Source organism: Azospirillum sp. P4_B5, assembly GCF_056402275.1.
Genome location: NZ_JBFUHT010000076.1, coordinates 1 through 14,324 on the forward strand (window position 1 = coordinate 1; position 14,324 = coordinate 14,324).

The window sequence follows — 14,324 nt, forward strand, 5'->3', positions numbered from 1 at the left end:
CTGCCCGCACAAAAAGCCGAAGCCAAGGCCGCCTGCGCCGTCATCAATCGCATGACCAGCCTCGGCATGCCAACCTCCCGGAAGGTCGCCTGATCTCCATCGCCTCTGGGCGAAATCCGTCCGCAGACCGAGTTCTGCACCAAAGTCCAGCCGGGTGTCTCAAATCCGGGCCGCGGTTCAGTTTTCCCGCCATCGGGTCCGTCCTTCTTCCTGGGCGAACCAAGCTTAGCGAACTGTCCAGGGAAACGGGGACCATCTCACTTGCCTCCGGTGCCCGCAATCAAAGAACCAACGTCCAGTTCCGCCGATCTCACAACTAAGACTGACTATATAACATAAACGCATACGAAATCTATAGAAGCGCATTTGATTTTATGCGCATCCCTGATTATCGTTCACATACATTTCCCATGGAACGAACGATGCCGACCACAACCGCAGCGGTCTCACGCTTCTTTTCGAAGTTCCAACTCAAGGATGCGCCGCATGACGTGCGTCATGAGGCCAGGCGCATCCTTCTCGATACGTTGGGTTGCCTTGCCGGTGGGCGGGCCTGCGAGATCGCGCCGACATCCGACAAACTGGCGCTCCTGCTCGGGCAGCGCTTGGCGTCGGGGGGCAGCACGCTCATCGGACAGGGAAACACCACGCTGGTTTCCGCGGTCTACGGCAACGCACGCATCGCCAACGCGCTTGATTTCGACGAAACCTTCCCGGTCGGTGTTCACTTCGGCGTGGCCGCGGTGGCGGCCGCTCTGGCGATGGGCGAGGAGCGTGGCGCCTCGGGCGCCGATGTTCTGCGCGCCGTCATCGTGGGCTACGAACTGGGCGCGCGGATCGCGACCTACATCGGCCCGATGACCGAGGTGGTCAACGGCCAGGTCAAAGGCTTTTCAAAGGTTTGGGGCGTCGCCGCACCGGTTGTGCTTGCCGCCATGGGGGCTGCCGCCGCCATCGCGCTACTGGACGAACACCAGTTTGCCCAGGCGATCGGTCTGGCCGTTTCGAACAGCCCCCTGCCCGCGGGAGCGCTGTGGTCCAATGCGGTCGACCTGCCCAACTGCAAATATTGCGATGCCGGATGGTGCGCCGTCGCGGGGGTCTTCGCGGTGCTTTCCGTCGAGGCCGGTTCGACGGGCTTCACCGATGCGCTCGATGGTCCCTACGGCCTCGCCCGGATGTGCGGAGTGCAGAGCTTCGACGAAGGGAGTCTGACGGCCGGCCTTGGAGAGCACTGGCTGATTTCGCACGTCACGTACAAGCCCTGGCCGACGTGCCGCTTCACTCACTATCCTCTGACGTCGCTCGCTCGCATTGTCCGGCGGGAGAACATCGCGCCGGGCGAAATCGAGGAAGTCGTAATCGAGACCGGCCCGATGGCGGCGTCGGCCCGATTCACCAAGCCTCTGCCACGCACCTTCGCCAGCCGCAGTTTCAGCTATCCCCATATGGTCGCCATGCTCATCCGTGGCGTTCCGGCCGGGCCGGAATGGCTGGACGCCGGGAACGTCACCCATCCGGACACTCTGAGCATCGCGGAAAAGGTCCGTATCGTCGCGCATGAACGAGGCAACGATTTCGCCAGGACGATGGAGGCCAACCAGATCCGCACCATGCCGGGCGGTGTGCTTGTCCGGACGGTGAGGGGTGAATTCCGCGACGAAGACGATTTCGCCCTTGGCGACCCGTGGTCGGAACACTCCCGACTGAGCGATGCCGATCTCACCGAGAAATTCCTCGGCCAAGCCGGGAACGGCGCGGCCGATTTCGTTGGCCGGATCTTCAACGTCGAGCGCGAACCCTCGGCTCACGCGCTGATGCAGCGGCTGAATGAATGCCTTGAAGAGAACGCCCGTGCGAACACCGCTTGATTCGTTGAGCGGCGAGCAACCTGAACGCACCGCATCCGTGCTTGCAACAGAACACAACCTGTCACCATAAGAAAAAAACAGGAAGGCGAACTGTTTTTGTGTGGATGCAAGCGGAATTTAGGTCTGCGAGATCGAATAGCCTAAGACTTCATTGACCGCTCCGGTGCAGTTGAACAACAATCAAGATCATTAGGAACAGAGGAGAGTAGAATGAATTCGACGACTTTCAATCGTCGGCAGGCCCTGGCCTTGGTTGCCGCGACCGCCACTCTACCCATGAGCTTCCGCGCGCTGGCTCAGTCAACGACGTCGCAGTCATCGGCCTCTCTGCTTCGCGCGGCGATCACCGGCTACACGGTCATCAACACATTCGATCCAGCCAAGGTCACGCAGCTTCCTGAAAGTTATGTTGTCTGGGCCGTGTTCAACGCGCTCGTCAAATTCAACGAAAACATGGAGATCGTCCCGGATCTCGCCGAAAGCTATTCTTTTGTCGATCCCACCACGCTTGAATTCAAGCTTCGGAAGGGCGTGAAATTCCACGACCGAAGCGAACTGACCTCAGACGACGTGAAGTTCTCGCTTGAGCGCGTGTTGGATGAGAAGACGGCGTCTCCGAATCGCGCCAAGCTTTCGTCCATCAAGACGATTGAAACGCCGGACGCCCACACGGTTCGGATCCTCACGAAGGCGCCTTTCGCACCGCTTCTGACCTATTTGGCCAACACGCGCACGGGGGCGCAGATCGTGTCGCGGAAGGCGGTCGAGGCGCTGGGCGACAAGTTCGACCTCAATCCGGTCGGCACTGGCGCCTATGTGCTCAAGGAATGGAAGACCGGAAGCGGCGTCAAGCTGGAGGCGTTCCCGGACTATTTCGACGGCGCGCCGAAAATCCAGACCGTGTCGATGCCCTTGATCGGCGAGGAATCCAGCGGGCTGACGGCTTTGCAGGGTGGGCAGATCGACCTGACCTCGACGGCGCCGTTCGCGTCCATCCCCAATCTCGTCAAGGATCCGAAGATCAAGGTCTACAAGCAGACCGGCCTGAACGTTCGCTACATCGGCCTGAACGGCCGCAAGGCGCCGTTCGACGATCCGCATTTCCGCCGTGCCCTCTCCATGGCGTTCGATCGCCAGGCGATGGTGCGCTCCGTGGTCTTCGGCGAGGGCAGCCCGGCCACCGGCCTGCTGCCGCCGGCCATCGCCAAGCCCGGCCAGCCGCTGTCGCCGCTGCTGACGTTCAACCCGGCCGCGGCGAAGGCCGAGCTTGCCAAGTCGAAGTACCCGGCCGACACCGAGGTCAAGCTCCTGATCTGGGGCCCGACCTGGTGGCGGAAGATCGGCGAATTCTTCGTCATCCAGGTCAATCAGGTTCTCGGCACGAAGATCCAGATCGAGGCGGGAGAGAGCAACGCCGTCTTCAGCCGGCTGCGGTCTGGCGACTACCAGGCCGCGGTCTGGGGTTGGCTGGGTTTCATCGACGCCGACGAATATCTGGGCGATCTGCTCGGCAAGGATGGGTCGCGCAACTTCCACGGCTACAACAACCCGGCGTTCGAGGCTCTGCTCGAGACGGGCCGCAGCGAGGTCGATCCGGCGGTCCGGCGCGATGTGTATCGCGAAGCAGAACTCCTGATGTTGGAAGACATGCCGCTGATTCCGTGCTTCAACTCCAACGTGCACAACCTGTCGGTGCCGGGCCTGAAGGGCTTCACGCAGCTGCCCTACTCGAACTACGGCGACCAGTTCGCCAAGCTTCAGCTCGGCTGAGGTTGACATGGCATTCACACTCCTACGCCATGTCGCGACGCGAAGCACCGGGGTGATGATGCTGGCCCTAATGGGGGCGGCGGTGGTGTTTTTCGCCATGCGCGCCGCCCCCGGGGATCCGGCTTTGACCGCCCTTGGCGAAGGGGCCTCCACGGAAACCATCGCGGCCTTTCGCGCGCGGTGGAATCTTGACGAGCCTCTGCTTGTTCAGTTCGGGCTGTGGGTCCTGAACGCCCTGCAGGGCGATTTCGGACAGTCGCTATCGATCGCTTCAGGAACGGACGTGTACACGCTGTTCGCCGATCGCCTGCCCAACACGCTCTTCATCGGTGTCTACGCCATCATCCTGGCGGTGCTGATTTCCCTCGTCGCCGGCACCGCGGCGGCGCTCAATCGCGGGGGGATCATCGACACCGTCGCAACGTCGATCGCGGCGGCCGGCATCTCCATGCCGGATTTCTGGATCGGCTATGTGCTCATCTACGCCTTTGCGCTCGGCCTGGGCTGGTTTCCGGCCTATGGCTTCGTCTCGCCGCTGGAATCAATGGGGGACGCGCTTCTCAGCGGATTCCTGCCGGCCCTTGCCATCGCGGCGCCGATGGCGGCCTCCTTCACGCGAATCCTGCGCTCGGCGCTGATCGACAACGCGCACCGCGATCACGTGCGTGTCGCCCGGTCGATGGGGCACGGCCAAAGCTTCATCTTCCTGCACCACGTCCTGCGCAACGCGCTGATTCCCTTCGTCACCGTCATCGGCCTTCAGGTCCGCTACCTGCTCGGCGGCACGGTGGTCATCGAGCGCATTTTCGGCATCAACGGCGTGGGATCCCTGATGATCGACGCGGCCTTCGGGCGGGACTATCCGATCGTCCAGGCCTGCGCCCTGACGTTCCTGCTGATCGTCCTGCTCGTGAACATCGTCGTCGACCTGATCTGCACCATGCTGAACCCGAGGATGCGATGATCCCTGTGCTGAAGCGGCTTGCCGCAAATAAGACGGCATTGACCGGGGCGATCATTTCGGCCCTGGTCGCGTTCGCCGTCATCTTCGGGCCGATGATCTCCCCCTATGACGGGGACGCCATGGACGTCATGGCCATGCTGGCGCCGCCCAGCCTCGCCCATCCGTTCGGCACCGACACGATGGGACGAGACGTCCTGACGCGGGTCCTTTACGGAGCCAGGCTGTCCCTTCTGATTTCCATCTCGGGCGTGGGCATCGCCGCCGTTCTGGGGTCGATGATCGGCCTGTTCATCGCCTACCGGCCGGGGTTCGTCAGCAACGTGCTGATGCAGGCGTCCGACCTGCTGTTCTCGTTTCCCAGCTTTGTCCTGGCGCTCTTCCTGATGGTGGTCCTGGGCTATGGCGTCTTCAACGTCGCGCTGGCGATCGCGTTGATCTACCTGCCGATCTTCGTCAGGCTCGCGCGCAATCTCGCGCAGCTCATCGTGCAGGAGCCGTGGGTGCAGGCGGCGAAGCTGTTCGGCCAGCCCACCCATTCGATCCTGCTGCGCGAGCTGCTGCCCAACGCCCTGTCCCCGCTCCTAGTGCAGGCAACGATCGGCGTCGCCTTCGGCATCGTCATCGAGGCGGGCGTCAGCTTCCTGGGCCTGGGTGTTCAGCCGCCGGCGCCGTCCCTCGGCCTCGTGATGTCGGATGGGCGCGAATACTTCAACACCGCCCCCTGGGTGCTCACCATGACGGGCCTTGCCATTTCGATCGCCCTTCTCGGCCTGAATCTCCTGGGCGATGGGCTGAGGGACCTGACTGATCCCAAACTGAAGGAGCGTCTGTCGTGACGCCGACTCCTCTTCTGCGCGTGCGTGACCTGAGAACCTCCTTCGGCTCGGGCGATCGGAAAACCGAGGTGGTCAAAGGCGTCTCCTTCGATCTGAACAAGGGCGAGGTGCTGGGCCTCATCGGCGAGTCCGGATCGGGGAAGACGGTAACGGGACTCAGCGTTCTTCAACTCCTGCCCGACAACGGCCATGTGGAGGCGGCGGAGCTGACCTACAACGGCCGGTCGCTGGCTGGGATCGGCGCCAAGGAGATGCAACGCCTTCGCGGCGCCGACCTGGCGATGATCTTCCAGGACCCCGTGGGCTCGTTCAATCCCGCGAAGACCATCGGCTGGCATCTCGTGAAGGCGCTGGACCGGCATTCCGATGGTTCGTCTGGGAATCTGAAAGAGGTGGCCGCCGACCTCCTGAAGCAGGTCAACATCCGGGAGCCGGAACGCACCATGGCGTCCTATCCGCACCAGCTGTCCGGCGGGATGCTGCAGCGTGTGCTGATCGCGATGGTGTTCGGATTGAACCCGAAACTGGTGATCGCCGACGAGCCCACGACCAATCTCGACAATCTCGTGGAACGCCAGATCCTGGAACTCATCCGGAGCCAGCAGCGGCAGCATGACACGGGTGTCCTGTTCGTCACGCACGACCTGACCGTCGCGCGGCATCTGTGCGACCGGGTTGCGGTCATGTACAGCGGCCGCATCGTCGAAATCGGCCCGACGGAACAAATCCTGGAGCGGCCGGCGCATCCCTACACGGCGGGTCTGCTGGCGACCGCGCGCTCCCTGGAGAAGCGCGATGCGACGCTCTATGAGATCAAGGGCGAGCCAGGCGCCACGAGTTGGGCGAAGCGGTGCGCCTTCTCGGCGCGCTGCCCCAACGTGACCGACCGTTGCACGACCGCCGAGCCGACCGAGCGCACGGTGGAGCCTGGTCACAGCGTAAGGTGTTTCAATCATGCTGCATAACGTGACCGACGCGATGCCGGTCGGCGCCTCGCCGCTCGTCCGCGTTCGCGACGCCGTTCTCGAGTTCAAGATCGGCAAGGCCTGGGGTGCCAAGCGCGACCTCCGCGTCCTCGACGACATTTCGCTCGACGTGAACGAAGGGGAAATCATCGCGCTTCTCGGGGAATCCGGCTCGGGCAAGACCACGCTTGGCAAGGCGATGCTCGGTCTCCACCCGCTGACCTCCGGGAACATCGAGGTCGAGCCCCCGAAGGGCGCGGCGCCGCGCCGCCAGGACGCGCACGATCTCCAGATGGTGTTCCAGGACCCTCTGTCTTCGTTCAACCCGCGCTTCACCGTCGGGTCCTCGATCGCGCTGCCGCTGCGCCTGCATCTGAAACTGTCCGAGGAGACCATTGTCGAACGGGTCGCCGAGCTGCTGAACCGGGTTGGCCTCAACGCAAGCTTTGCCCATCGCTACCCGCATGAGATGTCCGGCGGCCAGTTGCAGCGCGCCGCCATCGCGCGCGCGCTGGCCCTGTCGCCGCGCCTGATCGTCGCCGACGAGGCGGTGTCGAAGCTCGACGTCTCCGTGCGCGCCCAGATCCTCAATCTGATCAAATCCCTGAACCGTTCGGAAAAGATCGCGTTCGTCTTCATCACGCACGATCTCGGCGTCGCGCAGTTTCTCGCCGACCGCGTTGCGGTGATGTATTTCGGCCGGATCGTCGAACTCGGCCCGGTCGACCAGGTCATGGAAAGCCCGCGCCATCCGTACACGACCATGCTGATGAACGCGCGAAAGGGCCAGGCCCCGGCGGAGGACGAGGCCAAGCGGAGTGCGAAGGGCTGCAATTTTGCCAATCGCTGTCCGCGCGCGCTTCCCAAATGCCACGACCTGCGGCCCGAGGTGACCGCGGTCGGCGGCGACCACGAATTCCGGTGCTTCAATCCCGTCTAGGGACCCTGCCCGGCGACCCACTCCAGCAGCGGACTTGCCGTCAGCGGCGAGAAAGGACATACGATGAGAACCAAGGACGGCGCACCCCCATCTGTTGCCGTGGTGGTTGGCGGCACGAAAGGCATGGGACGGGCCGCATCCCTGGCTTTGGCTCAGAAGGGGTTCGATGTCTTCGCCTGCAGTCGGAACCAAAGGGACGTCGACGCCCTGTGCGAGGAGGGGCGCCTGGCGGATCTGCGGATCGACGGGGCCGTCTGCGACGTCTCGGACGAAGTGGCTCTGAACGGCTTCATCGATACGGCCGCCCAAAGATACGGCCGCATCGACACGCTCGTCTTCGCCGCGGGCCGGGCCTATCCCGGCAACGCGCTCGAACTCACCAGCGAAGACTGGGATGCCTGTTTCCGGCTCAACCTGCGCGCACCGTTCCTTGCCGCGAAAAGAGCCTTGCCGGTGATGATCTCCAGCGGTGGAGGCTCCCTGGTGTTCGTCTCGACCATCTGGGCCTTCACCACGCCGTGCGACCGTTTGGCCTATCTGACGGCGAAGTCCGGATTGACGGCGCTCGTCCGCGGGCTGGCGGTCGACCACGGTGGCCAGGGCATTCGGACCAACGCGGTGGCTCCGGGCTATGTCGACACGGAGTTTCTCCGGCGGTCCATCGAGATGGTTCACGGCAGCGCACAAACGCCGGAGGTGCTGGCGAACGTGCTCAAGGCCCATCCCATGGGACGGATGGTCCAGCCGGAAGAGGTCGCCGAGGCGATATGTTTCCTTGCCAGCGAACGGTCCAGCGGCTTTAACGGCCAGACCTTGATCGTGGATGGCGGGGCGGCGACCAAATTCTCATTGGCCGACGCCTGGCGTCGCAGCGAATGAACGCGCCCGTGCTGGTGGGAGGCCAAAATCGTGATGGATGCCGAGAAGACACCGAAGGGCGGCAGCGCCCGCGACATCGGCTATGGCCAGGTGCGGTTGAGCGTTCGCCAGCTTGAGGCGTTCCGGGCCTTCATGCTCGCCCGCACCACGAATGGGGCGGCGGCGATCCTCGGCATTTCCCAGCCGGCGATCTCGCGCCTGATCGAACAGCTCGAACGCTCGCTGCGCTTCGAGCTGTTCGACCGCAAGAACGGCCGCCTCGTCCCGACGCCCGAGGCCGACATCTTTTTCGAAGAGGTTGAGCGGACGTTCGTCTCCGTCGACAAAATCTCGGAGATCGCGCGCGACATTCAGGCGGCCCGCATGGGCAGCCTCACCGTCGCGGCCATGCCGGCTCTGGCGCACGCGTTTCTGCCGACGGTCATCGCGCGCTTCGCCACGCAGCACCCCCAGGCTCGCATTTCGGCGCTGGTTTTCCCGTCCACGAAGATCGAGGAGCTGGTCTCGGCCCATCACGTTGACTTCGGCCTGGGCGAGTTCCCCTTTGTCCGCAGCGGCATCGACGCCGCGGAGTTCTGTTGCACGCCCTACGTCCTCGCCATGCCGAACGGACACCCGTTGGCGGCCTTGCCGCAGGTGTCGGTGACGGATCTGGCGGGCGTGCCCTTCATCTCGCTCAGCAGCAACACGGCGGCCCGGCACGCCATCGACCAGCAATTCCTGATGGCCAACGTGTCCCGCGAGCAATATTACGACGCCCAGAACTCCGGGGTCATCGCGGGCATGATCGCCCAAGGGCTCGGCGTCGGGCTGATCGATCCCTTCACGGCGCGGGATTTCCAAGGCCGCGGGATCGAGGTGCGGCCGTTCGAACCGAACATCCCCTTCCGTGTGGGCGTCCTCCACCCCGCCCACCGTCCGCTCTCCCGGGTCGGACGCGAATTCCTCGGAATGCTTCAAACGATCCGAAAGGAATGGGGGATCAGGTGATACGGACGGCGCCTGAAGGCGCCGTCCGTATCACCCTCTCAATCAATGCTATCGCATTGATCTGTAGGGCGCATTGATCTGCCGGGTTTCACCGGCGGCGCTCAATGGAAGCGTTCAAGCGCCGCCGGTATGAGAGGGCTCGGCGTTCCGCGCCGCGCAACCGCGACACGCTCGGCGGAGAACCAGGAAAATCCATGAATCTCAGTCTCTTCGAAGCCTTTCGGGCGATTATGCAGACTGGAACCGTAAGCGGCGCGGCGGAAATCCTCGGGCGCAGCCAGCCGGCGGTAAGCCGCATGATGGACCGCCTGGAGTACGAGATTGGCCTGACCTTGTTCGTCCGCCGCAAAGGCCGGGTATCGCCGACCGCCGCGGCGCATCATCTGCTGGACGAGGTGGAACGCGCCTTCGTCTCGCTGTCCTCCCTGCAGGATTTCGCCCGCCGCCTTCAGGAAGGCGACGAGGGCGAGGTGTCCTGCTCCGTCATGCCGGCGCTTGGCATCGACTTCATGCCGCAGGTCATAAGCCGCTTCCACGCCAGCCATCCGCGCACGCGCGTCACCCTGAACGTCCGCATGTCGGCCAATGTCGAGGATTGGGCGGCGACGCAGCAGGTGGATTTCGGTTTGGCGGAGACGCCCTTCAAACGGTCCGGATTCCGCACGGAACTGTTCAGCGAGGTTCCCTACGTTGCCGCCGTTCACGCCGATCATCCGCTGGCCGACCGCGACGCGATCCGCGCGCGCGACCTGGGGGAGTTTCCCCTGCTGTCATGGTCTCCCTTCACCGCCGTGAACCGGATGCTGGAGGAGGTGATGCAGAGCGCGGGGGTGCGGTCGCGACCGATCTGCACCACCACCTTCTCCTCATCCATCTGCGCTATGGTCAGGCGCGGGCTCGGCGTTGGAATTGTGGATCCCTTCACCGCTGCGGCGCAGAAAGGCAACGGCCTGCGCGTGCTGCCCTTTGTGCCGGATATCCCGTGCCGCGTCGCCCTGCTGCTGCCCGACACGCGCCCGCCGACGCCGCTCGCGAGCGCGCTCATCGACTATGCAAAGGAGGAGCGCGACCTCCTGCTGGGGGGGCTTTTTGACAAAGCGTGATTATGCGGTTTACGCATAACGAAGGGAGTTCTTCTCATTTTGCGCAAACCCTCCGCTGCCGCCTAATGGCCCCCGACGCTCCATTTCAGACATAGGTCAGAGGCGATGGTACAGACCACAGTGGCCGGCACACAGATCAGACAGCCGGATCTGCCAGGCGATAAGCCACTGTACGACTCCGTGATCATCGGCGGCGGCATCAATGGCACGGCGGCGGCTCTGGAACTGAGCCGGGCGGGATACTCCGTGCTGCTGTGCGAGAAGGGCGACTTTGCGGGCGGTGCAAGCGGGCGATCCTCCCGGATGCTGCACTGCGGCCTGCGCTACTTCGAAACGCCCAACCCGGTGCGCGATTTCGCCTTGCATCCACGGCGCTTCGTCTCGGCGCTGGCCATGGCGAGGGCGGCCATGGAAGCCCGGGCGGACCTTGCGCAGGACGACCGGGTGGCGACGCGGCCGATCACCCTCTGCTTTCCCGTTTGGCCGGACAGCCCCGTCCGGCGCTGGCACCTCTCCGCGGGTTTGCGTCTCCTGCAGGCGCTGCACACCAAAGGTCCGTCCCTCGACGCCCGCATCCTTGGCGCGGCCGAGGCGCGCAGGCATCCCATAGCGCAGGACCTGCGCGATCTCAATCGCCTGCAAGCGATGGCGGCATTCCGCGAGTACCTGTTCGTCCATCCGGAGCGCCTGTGCCTCGACGCGGCCCTGGATGCGAAAGCCCACGGCGCGACTATGGAGCTTTTCACAGCGGCGCGCATCGGCGACCGGCAGCCGGACGGCACGTGGCGGATCGCGCTGGAAGCATCGCAGGGTCAGCGCCATGTCCGGGCGCGGACCGTGATCAACATGGCGGGTACCTGGATGGAGTCGGCGGGCAATATTCCCGGCCGCCTGGTGCGGGGAACCAAGGGCGCCCACATCGTCGTCCGTCTGCCGGAACGCTATCGTGACCACGGCATCGCGACCATGCATCGCGGCGGCCATCCCTTTTACTGCCTGCCACTCGGCGACCAGTTTTTCTACTTCGGCCCGACCGAAACCCCCTTCGAGGGCGATGCGACCGACGTGGCGGCTGATCAGGAGGACATCGACTTCCTCTTGGCCGAAGCCAACCATCTGCTGCCGGGCCTGAGATTGACGCGTGCCGACGTGCACCAAACCTGGGCGGGCGTGCGGCCGCTGACATGGGACCCGCAGCGCCCGATGGGCGCCCGCGAGCGCATTCTGCACGACCTGGAAAGCCGCGGCATGCCGAACGTCTTCGCCATGACCGCCGGCCCCGTCATGAGCCACCGCAGCGCCGGCCGCGAGATTGTGGACATGGTTCAAGGACGGCTCGGCAGCCGCAAGCCGGTGAATGCGCAGTCCCCGGTCAGGCCTTCGGCGGTCGGCACGGATCCCGTCCTGACCAGCCGCGGCGGTGTGCCAAGGCAGGCGCTTCTGGACGCTGTGACGCGTGAACATGCCCGCGACCTCTACGGCGTGCTCGTGCAACGCACCGGCCTGGTCTGGCAGGGGCTGCTCAGCCGCGAGGAAGCGGCTGCGGTGGCCGATGTGATCGCCGCTCCGCTCGGCTGGTCGGAAGAGGACAAGGCGCGGGAGGTGGATGCCTTCCTCGCACTCCAGGCGCGGCGCTTTTCTCCGCCAAAGCCAACAGAGTCGCGGCAGTAAGCCAAGGGAACCGCCGATCAACATTCCCGCGCAGAGCGGCGGCGTCCGGGCTCACAAAGCAACGGAACCGGGGCCTCCTGCGCCCACATTGAGTGTCACAAGACATGCCCGACCAAGCCATCACGACCACGACGCACGACCCTCTGCTCCAAACGCTGACCATCAAGAAGACGGTCTTCCGTAACCGCATCATGAGCACCAGCCACGCCTGCGGCCTGGAAGAGGGAGGGATGCCCACGGAGGCCTACCGGGCCTACCACGCGGAGAAGGCCCGCGGCGGCATCGCGCTGTCCATGTTCGGCGGGTCGTCCAACGTCGACCGCGACAGCCCCAACATCTTCCGCCAGCTCAACGTCGGCTCCGACGCGATCATCCCTCACCTGCAGCGCTTCTCCGAGGCCATGCACGCCGAGGGAGCGGCACTCATGTGCCAGATCACCCACCTCGGGCGGCGCGCCGACCCCTACGCCCAGGACTGGCTGCCGGCCATCGGGCCGTCCGCTGTGCGCGAGACGCTGCACCGCGCTATTCCGCGCGAGATGGACGACTACGACATCGAGCGCGTGGTGAAAGCCTACGCCGCCGCCGCCCGCCGCTGTTGGGAGGGTGGCCTCGACGGAATCGAGACGCTCGCAGCCGGTCATATGATCGGCCAGTTCCTCTCGCCCAAGACCAACCTGCGCACCGACCGCTTCGGCGGCAGCCTGGAAAACCGCATCCGCTTCGGCCTCATGGTTCATGAAGCGATCCGCAAGTCGGTTGGCGACGATTTCCTGGTGGGCATGCGTTTCGTCGTGGACGAAGGGATCGACGGCGCCCTGAAGGCGGAAGACTGCATTGCCGCCGCCGAGATCCTCAAGCGGGAAGGGGCAGTGGATTTCTTCAACGCCATCTATGGCTCGATGGACACGGCGCGCGCCCTGGCCGAAGAGAACATGCCCGGCATGGGCACGCGCATCGCCCCATGGGTAACCGCCGTCGGCACCTTCCGGCGCGAGATCGGGCTTCCGGTGTTCCATGCTGCCCGCATTTCCGACATCGCCACCGCGCGCTATGCCGTCAGCGAGGGGATGGTGGACATGGCCGGAATGACGCGGGTGCAGATCGCCGATCCCTACTTGGTGACGAAGCTGGCGCGCGGCGAGGAACATCTGATCCGACCCTGCGTCGGGGCGACGCACTGCCAATCGCCTTACCGCCCCAAGTGCCTGCACAACGCCGCGACCGGACGCGAGCTTGCCCTGCCGCATGTCATCCGCCCCACCACAGGTCCCCGTCGGCGCGCTGTCGTCATCGGCGCCGGCCCGGCTGGGCTGGAAGTGGCACGCGTGCTGGCGGAGCGTGGCCACGACGTGTCGGTGTACGAGGCGGGTGCCGAGGCGGGCGGACAGGTGCGCATCGCGGCCGAAGGGAAGTGGCGCCGCGACATCATCGGGCTGGTCGACTGGCGGGTGGCGGAACTGGAGCGCCTGGGCGTGACCGTGTCCTACAACGCCTACATGGAGGCAGCCGACGTGCTTGCGCTTGAGCCGGATCTGGTCATCGTGGCGACGGGCGGACTGCCTCAGACGGAGTTCGGCGAAGGGGCGGATTTGGTGGTTCCCTCCTGGGACATCATCGGGCGCCAGATTCCGCCGGCGGCGGAAGTGCTGATTTTCGACGGAACCGGTCGCCATCCGGCCCCGCTTGCCGCCGAACGGGCGCATACGTCCGGCTCGAAGATCCATTACTTCAGCATCGACGGGTTCCTGGCACAGGAACTCACCTATGCCGAGCGGACCCGGTGGAAGCAGGAGTTCATCCGCATGGGGATCAGGCCCAATCTGGAGCATCGTTTGATGAAGGTAGCGCGCGCCGGCAATCGTTTCGTGGCGTCGATGCTGGATGAGCTGACGCACAACTTGCATGAGATCGAGGTCGATCAGGTCATCGTCGAGATGGGGACAGTGCCCATGGACGACCTGTTCGAAGGGTTGCGGCCTCACGCCGGCAACCGCGGAGTCACCGACATTCCCGCCCTGCTGGCGAGCAAGCCGCAACCCATGCGCAAAGAAGGGTTTGAGCTGCATCGAATCGGGGATGCAGCCGGAAGCCGGAATGTTCATGCTGCAGTGCTCGATGCGCTGCGGCTGGCTCATGTGTGTTGAGGCTTCAAAGGCATTGTCACGAGAACGGTGGCAGGCCGTTGGACTTTGGTGCAGAACTCGGTCTGCGGACGGATTTCGCCCAGAGGCGATGGAGATCAGGCGACCTTCCGGGAGGTTGGCATGCCGAGGCTGGTCATGCGATTGATGACGGCGCAGGCGGCCTTGGCTTCGGCTTTTTGTGCGGGCAG

Annotated in this window: 11 protein-coding genes; all 11 read left to right on the forward strand. The window is 64.5% G+C overall.

What is annotated here, in order from left to right; genetic code table 11:
* The first annotated feature begins 422 nt into the window (after positions 1-422).
* The 11 genes from AC1DVI_RS30805 (at position 423) to AC1DVI_RS30855 (ending at position 14,136) form a co-directional block, all read left to right on the forward strand.
* Positions 423-1,871, forward strand: coding sequence for an MmgE/PrpD family protein (locus AC1DVI_RS30805; RefSeq protein ID WP_476961212.1), 1,449 nt, complete (start codon positions 423-425; stop codon positions 1,869-1,871).
* Between the two features lie 210 nt (positions 1,872-2,081).
* Entirely contained in the window at positions 2,082-3,641 is a 1,560-nt protein-coding gene (locus AC1DVI_RS30810; RefSeq protein WP_476961213.1) for an ABC transporter substrate-binding protein, read from the forward strand.
* Between the two features lie 7 nt (positions 3,642-3,648).
* A complete protein-coding gene (locus AC1DVI_RS30815; protein ID WP_476961214.1) occupies positions 3,649-4,605 on the forward strand; it encodes an ABC transporter permease in 957 nt (318 codons plus the stop codon).
* Positions 4,602-5,441, forward strand: coding sequence for an ABC transporter permease (locus AC1DVI_RS30820; RefSeq protein WP_476961215.1), 840 nt, complete (start codon positions 4,602-4,604; stop codon positions 5,439-5,441). Before AC1DVI_RS30815 ends, AC1DVI_RS30820 begins: the two co-directional genes overlap by 4 nt.
* Positions 5,438-6,406 carry an ABC transporter ATP-binding protein gene (locus tag AC1DVI_RS30825; protein WP_476961216.1) on the forward strand — a complete coding sequence of 323 codons (969 nt, stop codon included), beginning with the start codon at positions 5,438-5,440 and terminating at the stop codon, positions 6,404-6,406. Before AC1DVI_RS30820 ends, AC1DVI_RS30825 begins: the two co-directional genes overlap by 4 nt.
* Entirely contained in the window at positions 6,396-7,346 is a 951-nt protein-coding gene (locus AC1DVI_RS30830; RefSeq protein WP_476961217.1) for an ABC transporter ATP-binding protein, read from the forward strand. Before AC1DVI_RS30825 ends, AC1DVI_RS30830 begins: the two co-directional genes overlap by 11 nt.
* Before the next feature lie 63 nt (positions 7,347-7,409).
* A complete protein-coding gene (locus AC1DVI_RS30835) occupies positions 7,410-8,225 on the forward strand; it encodes an SDR family NAD(P)-dependent oxidoreductase (RefSeq protein ID WP_476961218.1) in 816 nt (271 codons plus the stop codon).
* Positions 8,226-8,258: 33 nt separating this feature from the next.
* Positions 8,259-9,215: a LysR substrate-binding domain-containing protein gene (locus AC1DVI_RS30840; RefSeq protein WP_476961219.1), complete on the forward strand. Its 957-nt coding sequence runs from the start codon at positions 8,259-8,261 to the stop codon at positions 9,213-9,215.
* Positions 9,216-9,319: 104 nt separating this feature from the next.
* Positions 9,320-10,318, forward strand: a complete 999-nt coding sequence (locus tag AC1DVI_RS30845; RefSeq protein ID WP_476961220.1) for a LysR substrate-binding domain-containing protein — start codon at positions 9,320-9,322, stop codon at positions 10,316-10,318.
* A gap of 105 nt (positions 10,319-10,423) precedes the next feature.
* Positions 10,424-11,989 (forward strand): FAD-dependent oxidoreductase, encoded by a 1,566-nt coding sequence (locus AC1DVI_RS30850; RefSeq protein ID WP_476961221.1) that lies wholly within the window; start codon positions 10,424-10,426, stop codon positions 11,987-11,989.
* 104 nt (positions 11,990-12,093) lie between these two features.
* Positions 12,094-14,136 (forward strand): oxidoreductase, encoded by a 2,043-nt coding sequence (locus AC1DVI_RS30855; protein ID WP_476961222.1) that lies wholly within the window; start codon positions 12,094-12,096, stop codon positions 14,134-14,136.
* Positions 14,137-14,324 lie beyond the last annotated feature (188 nt).

Bases quoted from the DNA above. Each gene is read 5' to 3' on its own strand.
- AC1DVI_RS30805 (WP_476961212.1), top strand. From the start codon at position 423: ATGCCGACCACAACCGCAGCGGTCTCACGCTTCTTTTCGAAGTTCCAA.
- AC1DVI_RS30810 (WP_476961213.1), top strand. From the start codon at position 2,082: ATGAATTCGACGACTTTCAATCGTCGGCAGGCCCTGGCCTTGGTTGCC.
- AC1DVI_RS30815 (WP_476961214.1), top strand. From the start codon at position 3,649: ATGGCATTCACACTCCTACGCCATGTCGCGACGCGAAGCACCGGGGTG.
- AC1DVI_RS30820 (WP_476961215.1), top strand. From the start codon at position 4,602: ATGATCCCTGTGCTGAAGCGGCTTGCCGCAAATAAGACGGCATTGACC.
- AC1DVI_RS30830 (WP_476961217.1), top strand. From the start codon at position 6,396: ATGCTGCATAACGTGACCGACGCGATGCCGGTCGGCGCCTCGCCGCTC.
- AC1DVI_RS30835 (WP_476961218.1), top strand. From the start codon at position 7,410: ATGAGAACCAAGGACGGCGCACCCCCATCTGTTGCCGTGGTGGTTGGC.
- AC1DVI_RS30840 (WP_476961219.1), top strand. From the start codon at position 8,259: ATGGATGCCGAGAAGACACCGAAGGGCGGCAGCGCCCGCGACATCGGC.
- AC1DVI_RS30845 (WP_476961220.1), top strand. From the start codon at position 9,320: ATGGAAGCGTTCAAGCGCCGCCGGTATGAGAGGGCTCGGCGTTCCGCG.
- AC1DVI_RS30850 (WP_476961221.1), top strand. From the start codon at position 10,424: ATGGTACAGACCACAGTGGCCGGCACACAGATCAGACAGCCGGATCTG.
- AC1DVI_RS30855 (WP_476961222.1), top strand. From the start codon at position 12,094: ATGCCCGACCAAGCCATCACGACCACGACGCACGACCCTCTGCTCCAA.